This window comes from Rhizorhabdus sp. P4_G5 (assembly GCF_056401065.1).
The window spans coordinates 369,632-393,679 of sequence record NZ_JBFUKB010000002.1; the positions used below are offsets into that span (position 1 = coordinate 369,632).

Annotated in this window: 25 protein-coding genes; 7 read left to right on the top strand and 18 right to left on the bottom strand. The window is 66.6% G+C overall.

The window, feature by feature from the left end:
* Window positions 1–124: 124 nt before the first annotated feature.
* From leuB to AC1DQK_RS04100, 10 genes are all read right to left on the bottom strand, one after another.
* Entirely contained in the window at window positions 125–1,168 is a 1,044-nt protein-coding gene (gene leuB / locus AC1DQK_RS04055; RefSeq protein WP_477867651.1) for a 3-isopropylmalate dehydrogenase, read from the bottom strand.
* 69 nt (window positions 1,169–1,237) lie between these two features.
* Window positions 1,238–1,969: a DNA repair protein RecO gene (gene recO / locus AC1DQK_RS04060; RefSeq protein ID WP_477867653.1), complete on the bottom strand. Its 732-nt coding sequence runs from the start codon at window positions 1,967–1,969 to the stop codon at window positions 1,238–1,240.
* 56 nt (window positions 1,970–2,025) lie between these two features.
* On the bottom strand, window positions 2,026–3,018 hold the full coding sequence (locus tag AC1DQK_RS04065; RefSeq protein WP_477867655.1) for a polysaccharide deacetylase family protein: 993 nt from the start codon (window positions 3,016–3,018) through the stop codon (window positions 2,026–2,028).
* The gene (gene uvrC, locus AC1DQK_RS04070; RefSeq protein WP_477867657.1) at window positions 3,015–4,937 is read right to left on the bottom strand and encodes an excinuclease ABC subunit UvrC; all 1,923 of its coding nucleotides are present in this window, start codon (window positions 4,935–4,937) and stop codon (window positions 3,015–3,017) included. The genes AC1DQK_RS04065 and uvrC overlap by 4 nt, the downstream gene beginning before the upstream one ends.
* A gap of 80 nt (window positions 4,938–5,017) precedes the next feature.
* The gene (locus tag AC1DQK_RS04075) at window positions 5,018–5,281 is read right to left on the bottom strand and encodes a hypothetical protein (protein ID WP_477867659.1); all 264 of its coding nucleotides are present in this window, start codon (window positions 5,279–5,281) and stop codon (window positions 5,018–5,020) included.
* Between the two features lie 65 nt (window positions 5,282–5,346).
* Window positions 5,347–6,093 carry an HvfC/BufC family peptide modification chaperone gene (locus AC1DQK_RS04080; RefSeq protein WP_477867661.1) on the bottom strand — a complete coding sequence of 249 codons (747 nt, stop codon included), beginning with the start codon at window positions 6,091–6,093 and terminating at the stop codon, window positions 5,347–5,349.
* Window positions 6,090–6,935 (bottom strand): MNIO family bufferin maturase, encoded by an 846-nt coding sequence (gene bufB / locus AC1DQK_RS04085; protein ID WP_477867663.1) that lies wholly within the window; start codon window positions 6,933–6,935, stop codon window positions 6,090–6,092. Before bufB ends, AC1DQK_RS04080 begins: the two co-directional genes overlap by 4 nt.
* 57 nt (window positions 6,936–6,992) lie before the next feature.
* Window positions 6,993–7,265, bottom strand: a complete 273-nt coding sequence (bufA2, locus tag AC1DQK_RS04090) for a BufA2 family periplasmic bufferin-type metallophore (RefSeq protein WP_477867665.1) — start codon at window positions 7,263–7,265, stop codon at window positions 6,993–6,995.
* Window positions 7,266–7,344: 79 nt separating this feature from the next.
* Complete coding sequence (locus tag AC1DQK_RS04095; protein WP_477867735.1) at window positions 7,345–7,986, bottom strand: DUF1109 domain-containing protein; 642 nt, start codon at window positions 7,984–7,986, stop codon at window positions 7,345–7,347.
* Window positions 7,986–8,489: a sigma-70 family RNA polymerase sigma factor gene (locus AC1DQK_RS04100; RefSeq protein ID WP_477867667.1), complete on the bottom strand. Its 504-nt coding sequence runs from the start codon at window positions 8,487–8,489 to the stop codon at window positions 7,986–7,988. The genes AC1DQK_RS04095 and AC1DQK_RS04100 overlap by 1 nt, the downstream gene beginning before the upstream one ends.
* A gap of 229 nt (window positions 8,490–8,718) precedes the next feature.
* Between AC1DQK_RS04100 and AC1DQK_RS04105 the strand changes: the two genes are divergently transcribed.
* From AC1DQK_RS04105 to AC1DQK_RS04115, 3 genes are read left to right on the top strand one after another with little or no spacing between them, the layout of a single operon-like run.
* Window positions 8,719–8,997 carry a BufA1 family periplasmic bufferin-type metallophore gene (locus tag AC1DQK_RS04105; protein ID WP_477867669.1) on the top strand — a complete coding sequence of 93 codons (279 nt, stop codon included), beginning with the start codon at window positions 8,719–8,721 and terminating at the stop codon, window positions 8,995–8,997.
* A gap of 56 nt (window positions 8,998–9,053) precedes the next feature.
* Window positions 9,054–9,515 (top strand): DoxX family protein, encoded by a 462-nt coding sequence (locus AC1DQK_RS04110; protein ID WP_477867671.1) that lies wholly within the window; start codon window positions 9,054–9,056, stop codon window positions 9,513–9,515.
* Window positions 9,512–10,789, top strand: a complete 1,278-nt coding sequence (locus AC1DQK_RS04115; protein ID WP_477867673.1) for an NAD(P)/FAD-dependent oxidoreductase — start codon at window positions 9,512–9,514, stop codon at window positions 10,787–10,789. Before AC1DQK_RS04110 ends, AC1DQK_RS04115 begins: the two co-directional genes overlap by 4 nt.
* A gap of 61 nt (window positions 10,790–10,850) precedes the next feature.
* Here the strand turns inward: AC1DQK_RS04115 and AC1DQK_RS04120 are convergent, their stop codons facing one another.
* Genes AC1DQK_RS04120 through AC1DQK_RS04140 form a run of 5 tightly spaced genes read right to left on the bottom strand, consistent with a single transcriptional unit; the run spans window position 10,851 to window position 13,455 of the window.
* Window positions 10,851–11,471 (bottom strand): F0F1 ATP synthase subunit B family protein, encoded by a 621-nt coding sequence (locus AC1DQK_RS04120; protein ID WP_477867737.1) that lies wholly within the window; start codon window positions 11,469–11,471, stop codon window positions 10,851–10,853.
* Between the two features lie 12 nt (window positions 11,472–11,483).
* Complete coding sequence (locus tag AC1DQK_RS04125) at window positions 11,484–11,975, bottom strand: F0F1 ATP synthase subunit B family protein (RefSeq protein ID WP_477867675.1); 492 nt, start codon at window positions 11,973–11,975, stop codon at window positions 11,484–11,486.
* A gap of 58 nt (window positions 11,976–12,033) precedes the next feature.
* Window positions 12,034–12,261, bottom strand: a complete 228-nt coding sequence (locus AC1DQK_RS04130) for a F0F1 ATP synthase subunit C (RefSeq protein ID WP_012050658.1) — start codon at window positions 12,259–12,261, stop codon at window positions 12,034–12,036.
* Window positions 12,262–12,309: 48 nt separating this feature from the next.
* Entirely contained in the window at window positions 12,310–13,095 is a 786-nt protein-coding gene (locus tag AC1DQK_RS04135) for a F0F1 ATP synthase subunit A (RefSeq protein ID WP_477867678.1), read from the bottom strand.
* Between the two features lie 39 nt (window positions 13,096–13,134).
* Window positions 13,135–13,455: an AtpZ/AtpI family protein gene (locus AC1DQK_RS04140; RefSeq protein ID WP_477867680.1), complete on the bottom strand. Its 321-nt coding sequence runs from the start codon at window positions 13,453–13,455 to the stop codon at window positions 13,135–13,137.
* Between the two features lie 522 nt (window positions 13,456–13,977).
* Between AC1DQK_RS04140 and AC1DQK_RS04145 the strand changes: the two genes are divergently transcribed.
* From AC1DQK_RS04145 to AC1DQK_RS04155, 3 genes are read left to right on the top strand one after another with little or no spacing between them, the layout of a single operon-like run.
* On the top strand, window positions 13,978–15,822 hold the full coding sequence (locus AC1DQK_RS04145; RefSeq protein ID WP_477867682.1) for a TOL_0244 family TonB-dependent receptor: 1,845 nt from the start codon (window positions 13,978–13,980) through the stop codon (window positions 15,820–15,822).
* Between the two features lie 2 nt (window positions 15,823–15,824).
* The gene (locus tag AC1DQK_RS04150) at window positions 15,825–16,397 is read left to right on the top strand and encodes a TOL_0243 family YfiR-like periplasmic protein (RefSeq protein ID WP_477867684.1); all 573 of its coding nucleotides are present in this window, start codon (window positions 15,825–15,827) and stop codon (window positions 16,395–16,397) included.
* Window positions 16,394–18,115: an ATP-binding protein gene (locus AC1DQK_RS04155; protein ID WP_477867686.1), complete on the top strand. Its 1,722-nt coding sequence runs from the start codon at window positions 16,394–16,396 to the stop codon at window positions 18,113–18,115. The genes AC1DQK_RS04150 and AC1DQK_RS04155 overlap by 4 nt, the downstream gene beginning before the upstream one ends.
* 221 nt (window positions 18,116–18,336) lie before the next feature.
* On the opposite strand, the gene AC1DQK_RS04160 is transcribed toward AC1DQK_RS04155, so the two are convergent.
* The 3 genes from AC1DQK_RS04160 to AC1DQK_RS04170 all read right to left on the bottom strand — a co-directional run bounded on the left by AC1DQK_RS04160 (window position 18,337) and on the right by AC1DQK_RS04170 (window position 22,158).
* Window positions 18,337–18,708: a YdbL family probable chaperone protein gene (locus AC1DQK_RS04160; protein WP_477867688.1), complete on the bottom strand. Its 372-nt coding sequence runs from the start codon at window positions 18,706–18,708 to the stop codon at window positions 18,337–18,339.
* Window positions 18,705–18,890, bottom strand: coding sequence for a YnbE family lipoprotein (locus AC1DQK_RS04165; RefSeq protein WP_477867739.1), 186 nt, complete (start codon window positions 18,888–18,890; stop codon window positions 18,705–18,707). Before AC1DQK_RS04165 ends, AC1DQK_RS04160 begins: the two co-directional genes overlap by 4 nt.
* 73 nt (window positions 18,891–18,963) lie before the next feature.
* Window positions 18,964–22,158, bottom strand: a complete 3,195-nt coding sequence (locus AC1DQK_RS04170) for an intermembrane phospholipid transport YdbH family protein (RefSeq protein WP_477867690.1) — start codon at window positions 22,156–22,158, stop codon at window positions 18,964–18,966.
* Window positions 22,159–22,233: 75 nt separating this feature from the next.
* On the opposite strand from AC1DQK_RS04170, the gene AC1DQK_RS04175 reads away from it, so the two are divergent.
* The gene (locus AC1DQK_RS04175) at window positions 22,234–24,036 is read left to right on the top strand and encodes a hypothetical protein (protein ID WP_477867692.1); all 1,803 of its coding nucleotides are present in this window, start codon (window positions 22,234–22,236) and stop codon (window positions 24,034–24,036) included.
* Window positions 24,037–24,048: the final 12 nt, after the last annotated feature.

Consider the following 24,048-nt stretch of genomic DNA (forward strand, 5'->3'; position numbering starts at 1 on the left):
ATCTCTCCGCCGTCACCCTGAACTTGTTTCAGGGTCCACCAGGAGCCTCGGCGCGCGGTTGGTGGCTGGGTGGATGCTGAAACAAGTTCAGCATGACGAAAATGAAGGTTGTCCTTGCTCCGGTTTACAGCGCCGCCAGCACCGCGTCGCCCATCTGCGAGGTGGTGAGCGTGCCGCCGAGGTCTCCGGTGCGGGCGCCGCCGGCGAGGGCCTTGGCGACGGCCGCCTCGATGCGGTCGGCTTCGGCCGGCATGTCGAGCGAATAGCGCAGCATCATCGCCGAGGAGAGGATCGTCGCGAGCGGGTTGGCCTTGCCGAGGCCGGCGATGTCGGGCGCGGAGCCGTGGATCGGTTCGTAGAGGCCCTTCTTGCCGGCATCGAGCGAGGCGGAGGGGAGCATGCCGATCGAGCCCGCGCACATCGAGGCCTGGTCCGACAGGATATCGCCGAACAGGTTGCCGGTGACGATCACGTCGAACTGGCCGGGGTTGCGCACCAGCTGCATCGCGGCATTGTCGACATACATGTGGCTGAGCTCGATATCGGGATATTCGGCCGCGGTCTCGATCACCACGTCGCGCCAGAGCTGCGAGGTCTCGAGCACATTGGCCTTGTCGACCGAGCAGAGCTTGCCGCGGCGCGCGCGCGCGGTTTCGAAGCCGACGCGGGCGATGCGGCGCACCTCGTCCTCGTCATAGGCCATCACGTCATAGCCCTGGCGGCGGCCGGTGGCGGTCTGGCGCATGCCCTTTTCGCCGAAATAGACATCGCCGTTGAGTTCGCGGACGATCACCATGTCGATCGCGCTGGCGACTTCGGGGCGCAGGGCCGAGGCGTCGGCGAGCTCCTTGAACAGGGTGGCCGGGCGCAGATTGGCGAACAGCGTCAATGCCTTGCGCAGGCCGAGGATCGCCTGTTCGGGGCGCAGATGGCGCTCCAGAGCGTCGCAGTCGGGATCGCCGACCGCGCCGAACAGAATCGCGTCGGCGCGACGGGCAAGCTCGATCGTCTCTGGGGGCAGCGGATGACCGCCCGCCTTGTAGGCGGCACCGCCGACCAGCCCGATCTCATATTCGAGCGTATCGCCGCATACGACTTCGAGCACGCGAACCGCTTCGGTGATGACCTCGGGACCGATGCCGTCTCCCGGCAGCAAGGCAATGAGCATATTCCACCCTCTTTTGAATCGTCGCCGCCCCCTGCCCTGATGCGGCTCGCGGCGCAATGGCGTTTGGCGTCAGCAGAGCCGACGCAGGCGATCGACCAGCCGCTCGCGCGCGTCGAGGGCATCGGCGCGGCGCTCCACCAGGATGTCGCGCGCCAGGAAATGGCCGGTCAGGCGCAGGCCGTCGAGGATATCCGGCCACCCCGCCTCGACGCCGGCCTGGATCAGGAAGGCGGGCAGCGGCAGCAGCCGATCGGCATAGGGCGCGCCCGCGCCGCGCGACACGGCGGCGGCGCTTTTCGGGCTGACGAAGGCGAGATCGTCGCGGGCGCCGGTGACGGTGCAGGCGGTGAGATCGAGCGCATAGCCGAGCTGCGCCATCAGCAGCAGCTCATAGCGCACCGCCGCCGCCGCCCAGCCGCGCGCCGAGGGGGCATATTCGACCGCGGCGAGCGTGGCATCGAGGGTTTCGTAGAGGCGGGGATGCGGCTGCCCCTCGGCCAGCGAGACGGCGGTGAGGGTGCACAGCCAGTCGATCGCGGCAGCGGCGAGCGGCTCGGCGAGCAGGGCGGCGCGGCTGTGCGACAGCTCGACCGTCAGGCCGGGGAGCTGTTCCGCGGTGCGGGCGCGATACTCCGCCTCGACCAGGTTGCCCGGCACCAGCACCGGGCGCAGGCGCCGCGACCGGCCGCCGCGGACATAGCCGGCGAGCAGGCCATGGTCCGGCGTGAGCGCGCGGACGATCGCGCCATGCTCGCCATGGGGGCGCATCGCGCAGATGATCGCGGAGCTTCTCAGCTGCATCGCCCTATCGCCTGTGCGGCCGGCATCCCGGATGCGTCATGAGGCACGGCACGCCGCTATGGCGTCCGCTCCTCGACCTGGTTGGACCAGATCTGCTCGATCAGCCGCCCGACGCGGCGGAAGCGGGCGCGGGGCAGCATCGTCGAGGGCGTGTCGAGTGGCATGTCGTCGAGGTCGCTGAAATAGACGGTGGGATAGAGGCGGCGCTCGCTGGACAGGAAGGCGCAGAGATCCTCGAAGCGCTTGACGTGGACCTTGTTCGGCGCCGTCCCGGCTCGGTTGGCCAGCTCGAAGCTGTGGGTGACGATGTTGACGATCGGCAGCCCCAGCGCGCCCGCATGCGCGATCGCGGCCTTCAGCTCCCCCAACGATACGGCGCAGAGCTGGAGATGACGCGATCCGCGGCCCTCGGCGATCAGGGTCACGGGGATCTCGATCATGCCCTGATGGACGATCGGGGTGATGTGATCGCGCGGCAGATCGATCGCGCTGGGCCAGGGATTCTGGTGGCCGTTATGGCTGCTGTCGAACCGGAAGCCGAGCTCCGCCAGCGCGCGCAGCGTATCGTCATTGGCCGAGTAATTGCCGGCGCGAAACGCGATCGGCTCGGGAACGCCCGCCTCGACGAGCATGTCGCGGGCGCGGGCGATCAGGTCGCGCTGCGCCTGCCGTCCGTAGCGCGCCAGCTGACGCTCGCTGCCGGTCTGGCCGTCGCGCGCGCCAACCCACAGCGGATGGAGATGGAGCTGCACCTCCTGCCCCGCCTCGAGGATCGGCTCGACCATGCGCCGGACCGGCTCGATCCCGAAGACGCAGGCCGGCATCGGATCGACGAAGAAGCAGGCCTTGAGGGCATGGCGCGCCAGCACGCGAAGCTGGTAGCGGACGCCGACCCCCGCCGCCTCGTAGGAGCGCTCATAGGCGGTCTCCCAGCGGCCCCAGCCCGGGCCCGGCCGCCATGTCAGCTCGGTGTCGATCGTCAGCAGCACGCGGGTCAGCGCAGCGGGCGCGGCGGGGGAACCGGAGGAAGGCGCGCCGGTCGCCATCATCCGGCCGCGTGGAAATGATCGTGGATCGCGCGCGCCATCGCTTTCGAAACGCCGGGCGCGCGTTCGAGGTCCTCGAGCGATGCGGCGCGCACCGCCCGCGCCGTGCCGAAGTGCATCAGCAGCGCCTTCTTCCGCGCGGGGCCGATGCCGGGCACGTCGTCGAGCGGGCTCCTGGTGAAATTGGCGGCGCGTCTGGTCCGGTGGGCGCCGATCGCAAAGCGATGCGCCTCATCGCGCAGTCGCTGGAGATGGAACAGCAGCGGCGAGTTGAGCGGCAGCATCGCCTCGCGGCCGCCGGGGAGGTGGAAATGCTCGCGGCCGGCGTTGCGGTCGGGGCCTTTCGATATTCCCACGACCGGCACGTCATGGACGCCGAGATCCTCGAGCACCTCGCAGACCGCGCTCAGCTGTCCCTTGCCGCCGTCGATCAGCAGCAGATCGGGCCACTCGCCGCTGCGACGCTCGGGGTCCTCCTTCTCCAGCCGCGCGAAGCGGCGCTCGAGCACCTCGCGCATCATGGCGAAATCGTCCCCCGGCGCGGTCTCCGGACGTTTGATGTTGAACTTGCGATAGCCGCCCTTCCGGAAACCCTCGGGGCCGGCGACGATCATCGCGCCAACCGCATTGGTGCCCATGATATGGCTATTGTCGTAGACTTCAATACGGTCCGGCGGGCCTTCCAGCTCGAACAGGTCGGCCATTTCCTGGAAGATGCGGCCCTGGGTGGTCGATTCGGCAAGGCGGCGGTCGAGCGCCTCATGCGCGTTGCGGCGGGCCTGGTCCATCAGCCGGCGCTGTTCGCCGCGCTGGGGCACCTTGATCTGGACCTTGCGGCCGGCGCGCTCGCCGAGCGCCTGGGCCAGCAGCGCGCATTCCGCCGGCTCGCGGTCGACGAGCACCAGCCGGGGCGGCGGCACCTCCTCGTAGAACTGCATCAGGAAGCTCGCGAGCACCTCGTCCTCGGGCACGTCGGCAGTGTGCGCGGGGAAGAAGGCGCGGTGGCCCCAGTTCTGGCCGCCGCGGATGAAGAAGGCCTGGATGCAGACGGTGTTCGCCTTGGTGTCGAAGGCGAAGACGTCGCCATCGGCGACTCCCTCGGCGTTGATCGCCTGGCTCCCCTGGATATAGGTTAGCGCACGAAGGCGATCACGGTAGACCGCCGCCAGCTCGTAATCCATCGCCTCGGCCGCCGCGCTCATCGCCTCGCCGAGCTTCTTCTGGACCTGTGTCGACTTTCCGGAGAGGAAAGCCTTCGAGTCCTCCACCAGTTCGGCATAGGCCGCCGCGTCGATCCGGCCGACGCAGGGCGCCGAGCAGCGCTTGATCTGGTAGAGCAGACAGGGCCTGTCGCGGTTCGCGAAGAAGCTGTCGGTGCAGGAGCGCAGCAGGAAGAGCTTCTGCAGCGCGTTCAGCGTGCGGGTGACCGAGCCGGCGCTGGCGAACGGGCCGAAATATTGCCCCTTGGCGCGCCGCGCACCGCGATGCTTCTGGATGCGCGGGAAGTCGTGATCCTCGCGCAGCAGGATGAAGGGAAAGCTTTTGTCGTCGCGCAGCAGGACATTGTAGGGCGGCCGATAGCGCTTGATCAGCTGCGCCTCGAGCAGCAGCGCCTCGGCCTCGCTGTTGGTGGTGACGATCGTCATCGAGCGGGTCTGCGCGACCATGCGGCTCAGCCGCTTGGGCATCCGCCCGACCTGGGTGTAGTTGGCAACCCGGTTCTTCAGCGCCCTCGCCTTGCCGACATAGAGGACATCGCCGCGCGCATCCTGCATGCGATAGACGCCGGGACGGGCGGGAAGCGTCTTGAGGACATTGCGGATGGCCGCGATGCCCGCCTCCAGGTCGGGCGCGTCCGAACCGCGCACCGTGTAGACGCTCTTCTCTTCGTTGAATCTGTCGGTGGGGATGGTGTCGCTCACCCTGCTGATCTAGGTCGCGCAACCGGCCGCCGCAACGGCAGGATCACCCGGCTCGACCCATGGGCGCGTTATCGGCGGATTCAGGCGGCGGTCAGGCCGGCCATGGCGTCCGGGTGGCCGATGGCCGCGATGACCAGCACCAGCACCGCGAGCCCGGCGCGGACGAAGCCCGAGGGCGCGACGGCAGCGAACAGGCCGTCCTTGCGGTTCCATAACAGGGGCAGCGCGGCGGTTCCCGACAGGATCATCGCCGCGATCACGCCCGACGGCAGCGCGTGGGCGAGATGCGCGCGCACCCCGCCCAGCAACATCACCCACGCCCAGATCCAGCCGATCGCGCCCATGGTCGGCGTTTTAGCGGACCGCCGATGATGAAATGGTAAATGACGGCCGGACGCCGGCGCCTCTCTCAAACGAGGTCGACCACGAGGCCGTCGCCCAGCCAGCGCCCGAGCATCGTTCCGGCCGCAGCCACGCCGGCCTCCTCCCCCAGGCGCGCGATGAGCTGCGCGCAGAGTGCCGCGAAGGGGGCGCCACCGGCCGCGCTGTCGAGCAGTTCCGCCTCATGGGGCTCGGCGGTGCGGAAGCAGGACAGCAGATCCTTGCGCCAGATCAAAAGGAAGCGGGGCTCCGGCAGATGTTCGACGGGCGGCGGCGGCGTGCCGGCCGACAAGCTCGACCAGATCGCCGCGGCGTTGGTGACGAGCAGCCTGGTCGCCAGCGTGGGCGCCACACGGAGCACGACGCCGTCCCAGTCGGCCGTGGCAAGCGCCTGGCCGTCGAGCGCGGGGGAATCCGCACCCACGAACGCCTCGGCAAGATGGAGATCAACCCAGCCGAGTTCGCTCACCGCCGGATCATCCGGGAACCGCCGCTCCAGCGTGTCGGGAAAGCCGCCGGCATAGGCATCGAGGGTCCAGCCGCTCGGCGGCGTCAGATCGATATGTGCGGCGGCGACGCCGAGAAAACGCTCCTCGCCGAGCCAGAGCCGCACCCGCTCGAACACCTCGCCGAGACAGGCGATCAGCTGGCTGCGATAATTGTTGAGGTAGACGTCGAGCCCGGGCCGCGCGCCGGCGCCGAGCCGGCCGGCCGCCGCCTCCGACTCCTCGGCGAGCCAGGATCGGACATCGCGTTGCAAGGCCAGCAGGCTCATGCCGCCCTCCGCGCGTCGGCGCAGGCGATCCGGCGCGCCATGGCAAGTTCGTCGAGCAATTCGGACAATGGCGGGATCGCATCGTCGCGCTCGATCATCGTCGGCACCGGCCCGGTGCGGGCGAGCGCCGCCTCGTACAGACTCCAGACAACGGGCGGCACGGGCCTGTCATGCGTGTCGATCAGCAGCGCGCGGCCGCGACTATGCCCCGCGAGGTGGATCTGGCCGACCCGATCGGCGGGGATCCCCGCGAGATAATCCTCCGGATCGAAGCCGTGGTTGGTGGCGCTGACATGGACGTTGTTGACGTCGAGCAGGAGACCGCATCCGGTACGCCGGCTCATCGCCTCGAGGAATTCCCACTCGCGCATCGGCGCGTCGTCGAAGCAGATATAGCTCGACGGATTCTCGATCAGCAGCGCGCGGCCGAGCATGTCTTGCGCGAGCGCGATATTGGCGCACACGATGTCGAGCGCCTCTTCGGTATAGGGCAGCGGCAGCAGATCATGCGAACTGAAGCCCTCGATCCGCGTCCAGCAGAGATGATCGGACACGATCATCGGCTCGATCTCGTCCACCAGCGCGCGCAACCGGCGCAGGTAATCGTGATCGACCCCGTCGGCGGAGCCCACCGACAGCGAGACGCCGTGCAGCGCGACCGGATGCCGTTCGCGCACCTTGCGCAGGATGTGCCGCGGCTTCCCGCCCGCGACCATGAAGTTCTCCGAGATGACCTCGACGAAGTCGACCGGAACGGGCTGCTCGCCATCGAGGAAGTCCGGATAATGGGGCTTGCGCAAGCCGAGGCCAAATGTCGGGACGTGCGCTGGCAGAGCGTGCATGGCAACCTCGCGGACATACACCCCGGGCCGGCGAGGAGCCGGCACCGGGGCATTGGACTAGTTCTTCGCTTCGGTCGTGCTGCCGCCCGCCGCGGTGCACGCGGCAGGCGTCAGCTCCTTGAAGCCGTGGCCCTTGCACGTGTTCTGACCCTTGCAGTCATGCTCGACCGTCTTGCAGTCGGACGTGCCCTTGCAGCTGTTGACGCCATAGCAGTGCACGGTCTTCGCGTCCTGGTGCCGGTCCGCCAGCGCAGGCGCAGCCTGCATCGCGGCGATCGCGAGCAAGGCGGCGGTGGTGGCGGCGCTGACGCCAGTCTTCACGGTGATCATCGTCGGATTTTCCTTCCATAGCCGGGATGGCATCAGGAATACGCGGGCCGCTGTCGCCCGGTTACACCGCCGCGGATTTTTACCAGCGGAGCACGCGCGGACCGAGCAGAGCGCCCATCGCCGACGCGAGCGCGATACCGAGCGTGTACCAAGTGAGCACGAACAGCGCAGACACTTCGGGACAATGGAAACAGTAGAGCGCGGCGGCGCAGGCACCCGCGGCCAATCCGGCGACGGCGCCCGCCGCGCGCAGCCGCGTCGGCGCCAACCGCCGGAAGGACCACAGCAGGCCGATGAAGATCGGGGCGGCCAGGATGAGCACGATGATCGGACATAGCTTCCAGCTGCTGCCCAGCCACATCGCCAGCCAGTCGCGCGACGGCACCCGCATCATCTCCACGGCTCCGATCGCGGCGAGCAGCAACATCGGCACCACGAGAATCCGCAGCCAGCGCAAGCTGCTCGGTTCCGGCCGGGCGAGCTGGACCGTTGCAACGATCGCCGCGCCCGCGAGCATGCTGGTGTAGATCCACTTCATCCAGAAGGAATAGCCGCGCATGGCGGTGCCAAAATCCGGTCGAAAGCCGAGCCACCAGCCGATCAACACGACCGTACCCACCGCCCCCAGGCCGAGGCCAAGGGCAACGCGCCGACCAACCGCATGGCGTGGAACCGGTTTCACATCGGTGCTGAGCGACCGGATCAAGGCCTCGGTATCCATCATGGCTCCCCCCGCACGCGTGCGGCTAGCGCCTTCAGCCCGCGATGGATTGACACCTTGACGTCGGATTCGCCGATCCGCGCTTGCGCGGCGGCCTCAGTCACGCTCAGCCCATCCAGCCGCGTGTCACGGATGGCCGCGGCCTGCTTGGCAGGCAGCGTGTCGAGCAGCCGATCGACGTCCATGCGCGCGATGCTAGCTCCCTCGAAGCTCTCGGCGACCAGCAGCTCCTCAACATCCTCGATCGGGCAACTCTGCCGACGGCGCCGGAAATGATCGATCATCTTGTAGCGCGCGATCGCGAACAGCCAGACGCCGAAGGGACGGTCGGGGTCATAGGTCGCCCGACGGCTGTGCACGGCGATCAGGGTTTCTTGCACGAGATCCTCTACATCCTCGACGGCATTTCGCATACGCCGCCGATAAAAAGCCTGGAGGAGCGGCACGAGCGCGGCGAGCAACGCGGCATGGTCGCCAGCATGGCCCGCGAGGCCGCTGATCATCCATCGCCGTAGTTGATCTTCATCCGCTCTCATATGCGCTCCCCCAAACGCCTTCGCTGCAGAACGGCGGGAAGTTACAGCGATCTGGCCGTAAAGCGAAAAATATTTCGGTCGGCGTCGTGTAACGATCGCCTGAACGGGGCCGAACTGGCTTCCCGTGATCCGCTCCTTCCGCCTCGGGATCACCGCGCGGCACCCCGCGCGAGGCACGATTCACAGGAAGACGATCATGACCACCAAGACCCCAAAGACCCATGCCGCCATCGCCGCCGCCGTCGCGCTGACCTTCGTCGCCGGCGCGGCGCATGCCGCCGATGCCCCGAAAATGGAGAAGTGCTACGGCATCTCGCTCGCCGGCAAGAACGACTGCAAGGCCGGCGCCGGCACCAGCTGCGCCGGCACCTCGCGTCACGACTATCAGGGCGACGCCTGGAAATATGTGAAGGCCGGCACCTGCACCGCGATCAAGACCCCGCAGGGTCCCGGTTCGCTGACCCCGAAGAGCTGAGCTTTCGGCGCCCGCGCCTGCCCACAGCCCGCGCGGGCGCCGCCAGGAGAAATGCCATGAATGCGCTGATATCATTCTATTCGGGCGCAGCTCGCCTCGCCGAACGCCTGCTGCCCGAGAAACTGCTGCTGCTCGTCGCCAGGCTGGGCATAGCGGCCGTCTTCTTCCTGTCCGGTCGGACCAAGGTGGAGGGCCTGCTCACGATTACGGATGGCACCTACGAGCTGTTCCGGACCGATTATGCCCTGCCGCTCGTAAAGCCGGAGATCGCCGCGCATGTCGCGACCTATTCCGAGCATCTCTTCCCGATCCTGCTGGTGCTGGGGCTGGCAACGCGACCCGCCGCACTCGCGCTGCTAGGCATGACGACGGTGATCGAGATCTTCGTCTATCCAGACGCATGGCCCACGCATCTGAGCTGGGCCGGACTTTTGCTGCCGCTGATCGCCAAGGGCGGCGGCGCCTGGTCGATCGACCATGCCCTCGCGCGGGGCGATGAGCGCTGGCCACGGCCATGAGCGGGATCGAACCCTCGCGCCGACCGCGCATCGTCATTGTGGGCGCGGGGTTTGGCGGGCTGGCGGCAGCCGGCGAGTTGGCCCGGCATGCCGTCGATATCGTCCTGATCGACAAGCAGAACCATCATCTGTTCCAGCCGCTGCTCTATCAGGTCGCGACCGCCGGTCTGTCGCCCGCCGACATCGCCCAGCCGATCCGCGCGATCGTCAAGAAACAGCGGCGAACGCAAGTGCTGCTCGACAGCGTCGTGGCGGTCGATCGAGCGGCGCGCTGCGTGGAGCTCGCGAGCGGCGCCCGGATTGATTATGACGCACTTATCGTCGCCAGCGGCGCGCGACACAGCTATTTCGGGGAAGACTGGGCCGATCGCGCGCCGGGTATCAAGACGATCGACGACGCGATCGCGGTGCGGCGGACGATATTGCTCGCGCTCGAGCGCGCCGAAACGAACCGGCAGGAACGCCTGGCCGAACGCAGCGAGTTTCTGACCTTCGTCGTGGTCGGCGGCGGGCCGACCGGCGTGGAGATGGCAGGCGCCATCGCCGAGCTCACCCGGGCAGCGGCCGAAGGCGAGTTCCCGCATATCACGCGCCGCTGCGTGCGAATCATCCTCGTTCAATCGGATCAGCGGCTGCTGCCCAGGTTCCCCCCGTCGTTGGGAGCGGCGGCCCGGCGAGCACTCGAACGGCTCGGGGTGCAGGTTCGCCTGCAGACGCGCGTATCGGCGATCGACGAGGACGGCGTGATCATCGGTGATGAGCGCATCGCGGCAAGCACCATCGTCTGGGCAGCCGGAGTCCGCGCCTCGCCCGCCGCCGCTTGGCTCGGCAGCTCGGCGGATCGGGCCGGACGGGTGATCGTCGGCGCCGACCTTGCGGTGCCGGGCGATCAGCGCGTGTTCGTGATCGGCGACACCGCGGCCGTAACCGATGCCACCGGCCGCGCCGTGCCCGGCATCGCGCCTGCCGCAAAGCAGCAGGGGCGGTACGCCGCGCGCGTGATCGCCGCCCGGCTGCTGGGACAGAAGGAACCCGGACCCTTCCGCTACCGCAGTTTCGGCAATCTGGCGACCATCGGCCGCAAATGCGCGGTCGTCGATCTTGGATGGATCAAGCTATCCGGCCTGCTCGCGTGGCTGCTCTGGTCGGCAGCGCATGTCTACTTCCTCATCGGCTTCCGCAACCGGCTGGTCGTCTGCGCCAACTGGGCCTGGAACTACCTCACCTTCGATCGGGGCGCGCGGCTGATCACCGGCATCGACCGGCATGCCTGAGTCAAAGAAAAAGGGCCCGCCGGACGAAGCCGGCAGGCCCTTTTGATATCATGCAGCTGGATCAGCTGAGCCGGGCGGTTCCGAGCGCGGTGATCGCGTCATCGACCAGCGGCTTGTCCGAGCTCGCGTCGTGACGCTCGGCGATGAGCTGCGAGGCAGCGGCGGCTGCGACCGATGCCGCGGTCGCACGAACCTGGGCGATGGCGGTTCGCTCGGCCGCGGCGATCTTGTCCTCGGCCATCTTGCCGCGGCGCTCGATCAGCGATGCGGCGTCGGCGCGGGCCTGGGTCACGATCGAATCCGCTTCCTCGCGGGCGTGGACGAGCATAGCCTCGGCCTCCTGCGCGGCAGCCTTGGCCTTGGCCTCATATTCGGCCTTGATCTTCTCGGCGTCGGCACGGAGCGCAGCCGCCTCATCAAGATTGGCCCGGATCGAGGCAATCTTCTTGTCGAGAGACGAGCCGATGACCGAAGGCACCTTCTTCCACAGCAGCAGGACGATGACGACGATCATCGCCAGCGACACCCATGCGGTCGCGGTCATCCCCAGCGCCGTGGGGTCGACATGATGCTCTTCGGTGCCGGCAGCGGCATGCTCGGCGCTGACGTTCTGCGGCAGCCCCTCGAGCTTGGCGGCATCGGATAGATTATCGGCGACGAGTTCGGAGCCGTTTACAGACATCATGGGTCTCCGTTACGCCGCCAAAGCGGCCTTGACCGCGCTCTCGGCGGCAGCCTTGTCGACGGTCAGGCCGGACACCTTGGCGACGATCTCCTGCGCAGCCTCGGCGGCGACGCTTTCGATCTCGGCAAGGGCCCTGGACTGCGCAGCCTTGAGCGATGCGTCTGCCGTTGCGGCTTTCGCCGCGAGTTCGGCATCGACCGCCTTGACGCGCTTTTCGGCCTCGGCCGTGGAAGCGGCCTTGGCTTCCTGCGTCGCCTTCAGCGCGGCAGCACGCGCTTCCTCGATCCGTGCCCGATAGGCGGCCTCGGTCTCGTCAGCCTTGGCGCGAGCGGCCTCGGCAGCGGCAAGATCGGCGGCAATCTTCTGGTCGCGCGCGTCGACGGTCGCTTCGATCTTGGGCAGCATGCCGCGCCCGATCACGAAGTAGATCAGGCCGAAGACAACCAGCAGCCAAAAGATCTGCGAAGCATAGGTCGCGGCGATCTGGGCGATCTGAGGCATCGATATTCCCTGTGGTCGTTGCAAATGGGGGCCGGCGCACCGGCCCGCCATGCAACTGTTAGGCGACGAACAGCAGGATCATCGCAACGACGAACGCCAGCAGGCCGAGAAGCTCGGCAGCGGCGAAGCCGATGAACAGACGGCCCTGCTGGCCATCGGCAGCGGCGGGATTGCGCAGTGCGGACTCGAGGAACGAGCCGAACACGTTGCCCACGCCAAGTGCGGCCATGCCAACACCGATCGCGGCCAGGCCGGCACCGATCAGCTTTGCGGCTTCTGCGTCCATGATAAACTCCTTAGCATTAAACAGGTTGATGGTGGTCGTAGGTGGAAATCAGTGCAGGTTGACCGCGTCGTTCAGATAGAGCGAAGTCAACAGTGCGAACACATAGGCCTGGATCGCGCACACCAGCAGTTCGAGCAGGGTGATGCCGATCATCAGGATAAAGCTGGGGATCGAGACGATCGCGACCGTCAGCGCGCCGGCGTTGATGCCGTTGATCACGAAGCCGGCGAGCACCTTCATCAGGATATGCCCCGCGGTCATCGCGACGAACAGTCGCAAACCCAGCGAGAAGGGGCGAATCAGGAAGGAGAACAGCTCGATCAGGAAGATCAGCGGGATCATGTAGCCGGGCGTGCCATGGGGCACGAACAGCGAGAAGAAGTGGAAGCCGTGCCGCGCGAAGCCCACGATCAGCACGATCGAGAAGCTGATCACAGCGAGAACGCCGGTCACCGTCAGGTGGCTGGTGATCGTGAACGGATGCACCCCGACGACGCCGGTCGGCATCATCCCGAGGATGTTGGCGATGAGGATGAACATGAAAAGCGAGAAGACATAAGGGGTGAACTTCTTGCCCTCCGGGCCGATGTTCGTCGCCATCATGTTCGAGATGAAGCCGGTGAAGCTTTCAACCGCGACCTGCCAGCGGCCGGGGACGAGCTCGCGCTTCATCCCACCAACCATGAACAGCAGCATCGCCGCCAGAGTCACCACCATCCACATCGCAGAATTCGTGAAAGCGATGTTATGGCCCGCAATTGCCCAATCCTTCCCGAACAATGGTTCGATCAGGAACTGGTGCATCGGATCGATCTTGCCCGATTCGGCTGCCACGCTTGCCTTACCCCTGCTTATGCCAAAAGCGTCCGAAAGCTATTTCGGGCGCTCCTGAGAAATCCGTATGATGTTCCTGAAGGCGACGGCTATCCCGAGGAACAGCATCACCAAAAGGAGCCAGGGCTTGGTTCCGAACCAGCCGTCGAACAGCCAGCCCATCAAACCACCACCGGCAATTCCCGCGATCAGTTCGGTCAGCACGCGATTGCCCTGGGAATATCCCTTGTCAGGCTTTTTCTGCGCTGTTGCCGTCCTGACCTGTTCAGCCTGCTGGATCGTCCGCAGCCGCTCATCGAGCGACGTAAGCCTTTGATCCTCAGTGCTTTCCGGGTCTTGCCCGGGATCTTTCGCCGCCATGTCGCCGCCTCTCCTATTATCGGGAAGCGAACGCCATGCCGACGAGCCATCCCGCCAAGGCGAGGCCCCTTTAGGAAGGGGGTCTTCCCGAGTCAACCGCGCTTACCCGATGGCGCAGCGCGGATATCGTTACGATATTTGAAAGTCCGCAGAAACAGGCGTTCGCAAAAAGCCTGGCCGTGCCGCCGGACGCCCCATGAGCGAGCACGACGGCAAGGTCAGCCGGGTGCAGCCAAAGGGCCATCGGACGCCAAGGCGTGCAGGAAATCGCCTTTGCCAGATGGCACAGGCCGAAACAGCCCGTAGCTCTCCAACGGGGTGATTCATGCCCTTGTCGGCACTCTACGTGTTTTCCATGGCTTGATGTCGTTGATCGCGAACGCGCATTGCCTCTGATGGGACATCCAGGACAGGGGCTGGAGCCACATGGTATCGGTTGGTCGGCGGCGATTTTCGTGGTGTGCGTGCGTCTGGACGGCAGTGCTGGCCGGCCTGCCCTCATTCTCGACGCCCGCTGCGGCAGTGCTCGATCTAAACAGCCTGTCGATCGAGGAACTCGCCCAGATCGAGGTGACCTCGGTGTCCAAACGCGCCGAGCCGCTGAGCAACGCTCCGGCAGCGATCTACGTCATCACCCATGACGATATCATGCGATCCGGCGCTCGACGCCTGCCCGAGATGTTGCGCCTCGCGCCGAACCTTCAGGTGGCGCAGGTCAACGCCAGTCACTACGCGATCTCGGCGCGCGGCTTCAACGGCGGCGCCTCCGACAAGCTGCTCGTGCTGGTCGACGGCCGCAGCATCTACACGCCCTTCTCGTCGAGCGTGAACTGGAACCTGCAGGAAGTCCCGGCGAGCGATATCGAGCGGATCGAAGTGGTGAGCGGGCCGGGCGGAACCCTATGGGGCGCCAATGCCGTAAACGGCGTGATCAATATCATCACCAAGAAATCGAGCGACACGCTGGGCGCTGCAGTCGAGCTTGGCGCAGGGAACACCGAAGTCGAAGGCCGGCTGCAATATGGCGGCAAACTGACCGACGCGCTGACCTACCGCGCCTATGTGTTGGGCTTCAGGCACCGCAACCAGGATCGCAGCGGCACGGGCGCGAGGGTGCGCGACGCCTGGGACAAGGTGCAGGGCGGCTTTCGGGCCGACTGGGAGTCGGTCGATGATGTGATCACCGTCCAGGGCGACATCTATGACGGGTCGGAGGAGCAGCTCATGCCCCCGGACGGGAACGTCAGCGGCCGCAACCTGGTCGCTCGATGGACACGATCGATGAGCAGTGATTCGAGCCTGCAGGTCCAGGCCTATTATGATCATATCGATCTCTCGGTGCCCGGCCGGTTCGCAAACCATCTCGATAGCTACGACATCCAGGCGCAGTATGACTTCGCCGTCGGCGACCATGCCATCGTCGCGGGCGGCGGATATCGCGCGATGAAGGACGATTTTCCGACCATCCTCTCCGCGACCCAGACGGTGCAGTTCGTTCCACAAGGCCGCACGCTCACGCTCTGGAATTTTTTCCTGCAGGATTCGGTTTCGCTTACCGACAAGCTCAAACTCGTCGTCGGCATGAAGGCGGAGCATGAGCCGTACACCGGCATCGAGCTGATGCCGAACCTGCGCCTCTCCTGGGCCATCGCCGACAATAATCTGCTCTGGCTTGCGGCATCGCGCGCCGTTCGCGTGCCGTCCCGGCTCGATCGCGACGTGACCCAGCGGATCGGGTCGCTCGTGGCGATAACCGGCGGCAATATGCAGCCGGTCAAGGTGACCGCCTACGAACTCGGCTATCGCTCACAGCCGCTGGCGGACCTCTCCTTCTCCGTCTCGTCCTTCTACAATGTCTATTCGGATCTGCGCAGTGCCGAGTTCACCAATGGCGGCTTTCCGCTGACCTTCGAAAACGGCATGGAAGGTGAGACCTATGGTGTCGAAGCCTGGGCGAACTACCGCGCAAGCAGCTGGTGGCGCCTCGCGGCGGGCGCGAACTGGCTGCACAAGGATTTGCGCTTCAAGCGAGGCAGTTCCGGGCTCGGCGGATTGCAGATTGCCGGCAACGACCCGAAATACCAGCTCTCCTTACGCTCCACGATGGAACTGAGCCGAAGTGTCCTGCTGACTCTGGATCTGCGCCGGATCGGCGCCCTGCCCGCCCCATCCTCGCCGGCCTATGTCGAACTCGGCGCCAGGATCGCCTGGGCGCCCTCAGACACGCTCGAGATTTCGCTGACCGGCTCCAACCTTCTCCACGACTATCATGCCGAGTTCGGCACGACGAGCAACACGCTGCAGGTCGGGCCCGTGGGCGTCGAGGTAAGGCGAAGCGTTTTCCTTGCCGCGCAGTGGCGATTGTGAACATGGCCGGCAGGACTCTCCACCGCCTCGGCCGCAGCCTTGGCTTGGTGATGGCTGCCACCAGCCTCGCCGCGGCGACGGCGGCCGACGCGGCGCCGAAATCGCTGGAGGCGCAGGTCAAGGCCGCCTTCCTTCCCAAGTTCGCGGCTTATGTGAACTGGCCGCCTAGCGCGGTGGGCGCCGCAACAGCTCCGCTCGAGCTGTGCATCATCGGCCGCGATCCCTTCGGCGCCGATGTCGACGAAGCCGTGGTTGGCCAGCATGTCGACCAGCATGCGCTTGTGGTGCGCCGGCTCGACAGCACGGCGGGCGCTGCCGATTGCCATGTCGCCTTTCTCGGTGGGTCCGCAAAGCAGAGCGTCGCCGCGATGCAGGAAGCATTGCGTGGACAGCCGATCCTAACCGTCACCGATGCCAGCCTCGGTAGCGGGCGAGGCATGGTGCACTTCGCGCTGAAGGACGGTCGCGTGCGCTTCCACATCGACGACGCCATGGCCGCGCGCAGCAACCTGTCGATCAGTGCCCGCCTGCTGAGCCTCGCGCTCAGCGTCAAATCGCGCGTTCGGCAATCATGAGCCTGTTGCGTCCGCTAAGCCGTCGAGGCCTGATGGCGCTGGTGTCGCTGGCCATGCTACTGCTGTTGAGCGCCGGCTTGTGGATCATCTTCCAGAACGAGCGGAACTATCGTGAGGGGCGGCAGAGCGCTGCCCAGATACAAGGCGAGATATTGGCGGCGAGCGTGACCGCCGCGCTCGACTTCCAGGATCAGACCGCCGCGCAGGAGTCCACCGATGCGTTGCGGGTCAGCCCGCAGATCTTGGCCGCAGGCGTCTATGATTCAGCGGGGGCTCGGTTCGCCGGCTATGCCCGCCTGCCGACGCTGCTGCCGACGCGGTTCTCGGATATCCGACCATCGGAGAGCGTGCCGATCGAGGTCACCGTACCCGTCATGCGCAGCGGGACGAGAATCGGCACGGTCTATCTCGCCGGCGACATCGAGCCGCTGTCACGGCGCATCACGCGTTATGCGATGATTGCGCTCCTGGTGGTCATGACGTCCCTGATCATGGCGGTTCTGGGCTTTGGGCAGGCGGCGCTACGCCGAGTCAACCAAACGCTGGAGGAGGCCAACCGCGAACTCCAGTTCCAGATGGAGCAGCGCAGCCGCACCGAGGAACAGCTCCGCGAGGCCCAGAAGATGCAGGCCCTCGGCAAATTGACCGGCGGCGTCGCCCATGACTTCAACAACCTGCTCACGGTGATCCAGGGCTCGGCGGAGATGCTGCAGCGGCCGGGCTTGTCCGAAGAGCGCCACATGCGGTTTACCAAGACGATCATCGACGCCTCGACCCACGGCGCGCTGCTGACCGGGCAGTTGCTGGCGTTCGCCCGCAGGCAGCCGCTCAAGCCAGAGCTTATCGATCTCAACAACAGCATATTGAAGATGCTGGTGATGCTGCAGCCGACGCTGGGCGCGAACATCATCCTCAACACGCATCTCGAACGAGCGCTGCTTCCGGTCGAGGTCGATCCAGGACAATTCGAGGCGGCGCTGCTCAACATCGTCGTGAATGCCCGCGATGCCATGCCTGACGGCGGCGAAGTGACGATCTGCACGCGCAACGCGACGCCCGAGGAAGCCGAGGGATGCGAGCGCGCCGTGGTCGTTGCGATAGCAGATAATGGGACAGGGATCGCGCCGGACCAACTTTCCCATGTGTTCGAGCCGTTCTTCACCACGAAGGTGGTGGGCAAGGGGACGGGACTGGGCCTCAGCCAGGTCTATGGCTTCGCCGCGCAATCGGGGGGCGAAGCGCGGATCGACAGTGTCGTCGGCAAGGGCACCACGCTTTCGATGCTGCTGCCGGCAAGCAACAAGCCATTGCCCCAGCGCGAGCGCACCGAACAGCCAATGGCCGTACGCAACAATTGCGGGCGCGTGCTGCTGGTCGAGGATAATGAGGAGGTCGGCGATCTAGCGGAAAGCCTGCTGGGCGAGCTGGGTCACGCGGTGGTACGGGCGCGCAATGGCCCCGAAGCGCTGCATATTGCGGATGACGGCGCCGAGTTCGACATCGTCTTCAGCGATGTCGTCATGCCCGGGATGAGCGGCCTGGAGCTTGCGAGCGCGCTTCAGCTGCGCCGCCCGCAACTGCCAATCGTCCTGACGACCGGCTACAGCGACCGGATCATAGCGGCGGGATCGCAAGGCTTTCCGGTGGTCCGCAAGCCCTATCGCATGGAAACCCTGGCGGTGGCGGTCGACGAAGCGATGGCCAGCGCCAGGGTATGATCGGCTCATACCGCGTTGCATTGCAGAGAGATCCCAGCTTTCGCTGGGATGACGGAAAAAAGAGCAATGTGCGAATGCCCTAGCCTTCAGGGGAGGGGTGATGAGTCACGATCAACGCTTCTTGATATCAGAGCGATGAGCGATCAGGCCTATCGTCTGAATTGTCTTTGTTTTCCGTTATTTTCGACTCGACAGATGATTTCACCTGACAAGAAATCGCGTTAGCCGCAATAATCCGGCGTGATCGATTCCGATCCCTGCCGCTTGCGCCAGCCGCCATCCTTGAGCTTGTAGGCCTGGCCGGGCTTGACGGCGCGCAGGGTCGAGCAGGCGGTGGTCTGCGCGAACTGGTCGACCGTGACGTTCCGGGCCGCGGCGATCTGGGTATAGCCCGCGCGGCGCTTGATGTTGATCGCATCGACGGCGGCCTTGAGATCGGGCGAAGGCGCCGAGACGAAACCGAGATAGCCGTCCCACTGCTCGCCGACCGTCCCGCTCGACAGCGCCGATTCAACGACCGGGTCTGCGGCAAGCACAGGCGCGGCGACAGCGAGGGCCGCGGCGAGAGCGATGATATTGGAAAGCTTCATCATTGCGGAAACAGCTCCGGATTGTTGGCGATGAAATCCTCGGCATCCTTCTGAAGCCGAACGACCACCTCCTGCTTGACGTTGACGTTCAGGTTGATCTCGATCGGCTTGTCGGGCGCGGAGACCTGGATACAGCCTGGCAGCATCAACGCGAACAGCAGGGCGCCATAAGACGCAGGGACCATCTTGTTCATGGCCTGAGGCTCGCATCGCAACGCTTCGTCGTCAATGTCGGGGTGTTCATCGCATGATCTCGCTTTACCGGGGCTGAATGGGTGTCGGCTGCACAGGCGCCGCCTCGACGGCGCCCGAGGTGGCGTTGCGGAGCACGATCGACGGATCGACGAAGGTCTGCGCCGAATTGACCAGCCCGCGAAACGGCGCGGTGATCGTTATGTTGAAGCGGAACGGCAGGCGGGTGACCGGCGCGAGCAGGCGCCCGACGATCCCGCCGGATCGCGCGGTCTGCTCGGGCTTGTCGTTGGTCCCGTCGAAACGGACTTTGCTGACGATCTCGCCATCGAGATCACCATTGAGATCTATGGTCAGCCGATCGTAGCGCATCGACTTGAGCGCATCGAAGGCAATCCGCGCGATCCGGCCGAGATCGGCATTGGTGACGTCGCCGACATAGGAGAGCGTGCCCCCGCCGGGCCGAACCGTCAGCGCCCCATTTTCGATGCGGCCGCCGCGCGCGTCGAAGACGATCGGCAGCACGCCGTCGAACTTGCCGGTGACGGCGATATTCTTGAACTCGAGCTGCTGGACGAAGGTCGCGGCGTCGAGTCCGGCGATACGGAAGGTCAGGCGACGGGCGACCGGCTGGCCCATGTCAAGAATCGATGGCTCCAGCGTGAGCGTCCCGCCCGCGAAGGGCCACGCCCCGCCTGCCACCGCCAGCATGCGATCGGGCAGCAGGCGATAGCGGATGGTGCCATCGTTGACGGCGATGCCTGGGTTGATCTCGGCGATCGTCACCTGTTGATCGGGCGCGGTGACGAGACCGAGCAGATCGGTGAAGTGGATGGATCCCTTGAGGCCGCTCACCGGGCCGAAGGCGGCTGCGAAATCGAGCTTCTGGGTTCGAAAGTCACCGTCGCTGGTGACATTGCCGCCGGACCAGCGGATGCGCCCCTGGCCCGTCACCGTGCCTTCCACATTGGCGATCATGCCGAGGGTGAGGGGCGTCACCGCTTCCGGCTGGAGCGCCTTGCCGAAGCGCAGATCGGCGACATCGAGCAGCGCATCGCCCGCTCCGCTCGACAGATCGTGGCGGATCGCAACGCGTGCGACAGCTGCGGAGGATCGCGGTTCGCGAAAGGTCGCGGTGGCGCCGATCCGGCCGCTCTTCAGGGTCAGGCGGACATCGTTGGCGACCAGCTGGTGAAAACGCGGTGACGTCCGCTCCGCGTCGTCGACCTTCACCGCGCCGCCGAGAACAAGTTCGCTCGACGCCAGCCGCCAATCGCCACTGCCGCCCGAAACCAGGAGCGGCACCGCGCCGATCTTGCCCGACGCGCCATCGAAACGGCCCGAGAATCCCTTCGCCCCCACTGCCCCGCCGAGCGTCGCGACGTCGAGCGTCGTCGGCGACGCCGGATCGCCCAATCGTATCGCCAGCGTATCGAGGGAAAAGCCCGGCCGGCCTAGGCCGACCGCCAGCGAGCGCGCCGCCATGGTCAGGGGCTGATCGCCGACGCGGCCCCGCAGCCGTGGCGCCGCGATGCTGGCCCCGCCGTAGAGCGTGCCGCCGGCGCGTCGTCCGGCAAGGGCGCCGCCGATCGGGCACAGCGGCAAGCGGGCATTGGCGATGACGGTGCCGGCGATGGCCAGCCGGCTGAAGCTGAGGCGCGCGCAGGTGGCGTTGACCGCGAAGCCGCCGTTGCGGCCGATGGCGGCAGCAACCGGCAGGTCGAGCCCGTCGATCCTTCCGTCGGCGAGCGGACCATCGAGCGTCATGTGCGTGGCGATCGTGGTCGCGCCCTGGCGCCCCGGCCCGAAACGCAGCGGCGCCAGCCGCAGCAGCGCATCGCCGGCCCGATAGGGGGCGATCGTCGCCGAACCCTCGAGCGGCGCCCCCGGCGCGGCCTGCCGCAGGCTCACCGAGACATGGGGCAGGCCGCCGCCCGCCAGTTCCAGGCTGCCGTTGACGACGGGGCCGGCCACAGGCCAGCGCCAGCCCAGTCCTCCCGTCCGTTCGGCGCGGATCGACAGGCGCCCCCCGCCGAATGCCGCTGCGTCGACCCGCTCGACCCGCAACGCGCCGCCTTCCGGAGCGTGCTCCAGCGCAAATCGCGCGGTTCCGTCGACGCTGCGCCCGGCCTGCCGGACGGCGCGCGCCCAGGCGGCCAATATGGGCCCGATCGGCGTTCCATCGGCCATCGCCGGCAGGCGCGCCACGCGGTCGGCCAGGACTGCGTTCAGGCGCGCCTGCGAAAGCTTGAGATCGCCATCGACTGCGATGCGGCGCGTCGCCGGATCGAGCCGGTAGGACCCGACGAGGCCAACCCGTCCGACAGTGCCTGCGGCATGGCGGACCCGATCGGCATGGAGATCGGCCTTGCCGGAGACCTGCCGCGCCGAAGCGTCGAAGCTGATCCGGCCGCCCAGCCGGCCTATGTCGGCCTGAGCCGCCGCGAACCGCCCGCGCTGGAGGCCGATGTCGCCGCGCCAGCGCGCCAGATCGGCGTCGCCCCGGGCATCGACCGCCATCCGCGGCGCGACGAGCCTGACATCGGGGCATGTGACCGAGCTCGCTTCGACCGGCCCGCGGACGAGCGGCCGGCCTGCCTCGACGGCGAGGGCCAGGTCTGCAACCGGCGCGAGGATCGCACAGCCGCCGGCGGCCAATCCGCCGGATGCGACGCGAAGCCTGCCGCTGAAATCATCGTGGAGATTGCCCTTGCCATCGAGCGTGGCCCGGACGAGGCCCTGCGGCGTCGTGAGATCGAGTCCGATCGTGCGGGCCGTCAGCCGGATATCGGGGAGCGCGAAGGGCTGGCCGGTGCTGGTCGGCGGCAGCAAGCGGCCGATCGTCCCGAGCGACAGCTTGCCATCGACCAACCGGCCGCGCAGGTGCACCCCGCCGGCATCGACAGCGCGGACGCTCACGCCCGTCAATCCGACCGCCAGCTCTATCTCGGCCCAATCGGCGGTCAGATCCGGATGGCGGGGATCGCCGATCCGGATGCGCTCGATACGGTGCGTGCGGAGGCCGACATGGGCAAGCCGATAGCTGGCAGGAACCCCGCTCGTCCTCAGCGAATCGTCGATATAGGATGTCGCGATCGGGGTTCGCTCGCTCCACAGCCAGACGGCCCCGCCAGCCACCGCCAGGCCAGCCAGGCCAGCGGCGAGCAAAAGGCGCGAGCGGCGTCTCCGAGCTTCGTCCATCGCGCGACGCTTACCCTGTCGTTCCGCGCGCGTCACCCCGCCGATCCCGCGGCCGAACATGGTTAACCAACCCTCAATGCTTGGAGCCTAATCCGGCAGCGACCTGGCGAACGCCCGAGGTTCAGGGAGAAGCGAGTGACCATTCAATGTGCCAACGCAATCGTGCAGCGATTGGGTCCTTGCCGGATAGCACTGGACCAGGCGGCGCATCTCGATCTCGCACGCGAGCTGGCGTTGATGGGCTGCGACCTGGTCGACCTGCCGGCGGGCGGAACCTCGCCGACCGACAACCGCCCCACCGCAGGCCTGCTGAGCTGGACCGATGCCGCGCCGACGATGTCTTTCGCGGATGCCATTCGTCCGTTCAAGCGGATGAACGCCCTTGTTCTTCAATCGGCGGGGCATGATCGGCGCTCGCTGGAACGCGTGTTGTTCGATGCCGGCTGGCAGCGCCATGCCGGCGGCATGACGCTCGGTGAATATTCGAACTGGTCGGGGCGGGCGCTGCCGGCGATCAGCTATTATCAGCGTGCGCCGCATGGTGGCGGCGGCGAGCTGCAGAAGGGCAGCATCGAAGCCGACGCGACCATCGCGCGCTACGCGATGGCGGCCAATCATGTCCGGCCCGGCGATCATGTGCTGATCGACGGCATCGGATCGGCGGGCGGTGCCGCTGTCTTGATGTCGTTGTCGCGGGCCGGATCGATAACGCGCGTCGGGCCGAAGCCGAAGCCCGACCATTGGGGCGGGCGTCGCGACATCGATCGCGTCGACGCCGATCTTGCGCAGCTTGCGGACAATATGCTCGACCTCATCGTCGCCTTCGAGCCTGCCGTTCCAGCCGACTGGATGGCGCGGCTCGACGACTATGCCCGCGTCCTGAAGTTCGACGGGCGGCTGATCCTGGGCTTTCGCCAGAACGGGGCGGATAGCAGGCAGCCGCGCGACTGGGCGGCATTGATCGAGGCGGTATCCGAGCGCTTCCTGCCGGAGATCCGCTATGTCCAGATGCCGGTCAGCTCGGATCCCGAAGGCCCGCACGCGCTGTTCCCGGTCTCGCTCGACCAGGCCGGTGACAGCGGATGGCTGCTGCTCGTGGCGGCCGCCAACCCGTTGATGGGCGAAGGCCGAGCAGCCGAATATGATCATCCGGCTTTTCCGAAGGGAGCGGCTCCGCAGCCTGCGCTGGTGGATTTCGGGGCCGCCTATGACAATCCCTATCTCTACCGCTCGATGGTGCAGATGGGCGAAAGACTCGGCGACGATATTAAGCTCGCCCGGCTCGCGGAGTGCGTGATCGAGGATTCGCGGGAAGGCTCGGCCGATCGTGGAGCCGCGATAGCCGTGCTGGGCTATCGGGTGCTCGAGTTGCGGCTCGACAATCTCGCGCCCTCGATCCTGCCGCTGATCGCAGCCTATGCCGATCAGCCGCTCGACGACAGCACGCCCGTCCATGTGCGGCGCTGGCGGATCTCGCTGGCATTCCTCGCGGGCCGGCTCAGCGAGCTGATCGGAGAACGCGATGCTGCCAGGCGCTGGTATCGCGCCGCCGCCGAGGGCGAATGGCAGGTCTTCTCGCCGCTGCTGGCGACCAAGGCGATCGCGGCATCCTTCTATGAAGCGCGGCTGTGCCTGGCCGATGGCGACAGCCAGACCGCACTCGCCCGCTTCCAGCAGGGCGTCGACACCGCGCTGAAGGCCGCGGCCTTCCCGCATGAGACGCAGATCGGAACGACCGACCGGCCCCTGCCCTTCTACCTGACGGAGCTGGCCGAAGTGATCGACATGGGATCGCAATGCGCCAATGCGGTCGCGCACTTCGATCTGTGGCATCGTGACCCCGGCCTGTTCTGGCGGCAGGTCGATATAAGGCGTTTCGGCCTGGCCTCATGGGCGCGCGACCTGGAGCGGGAGAATGAGCGGCTGCGCGCGGCGTGATGCCGAACATGG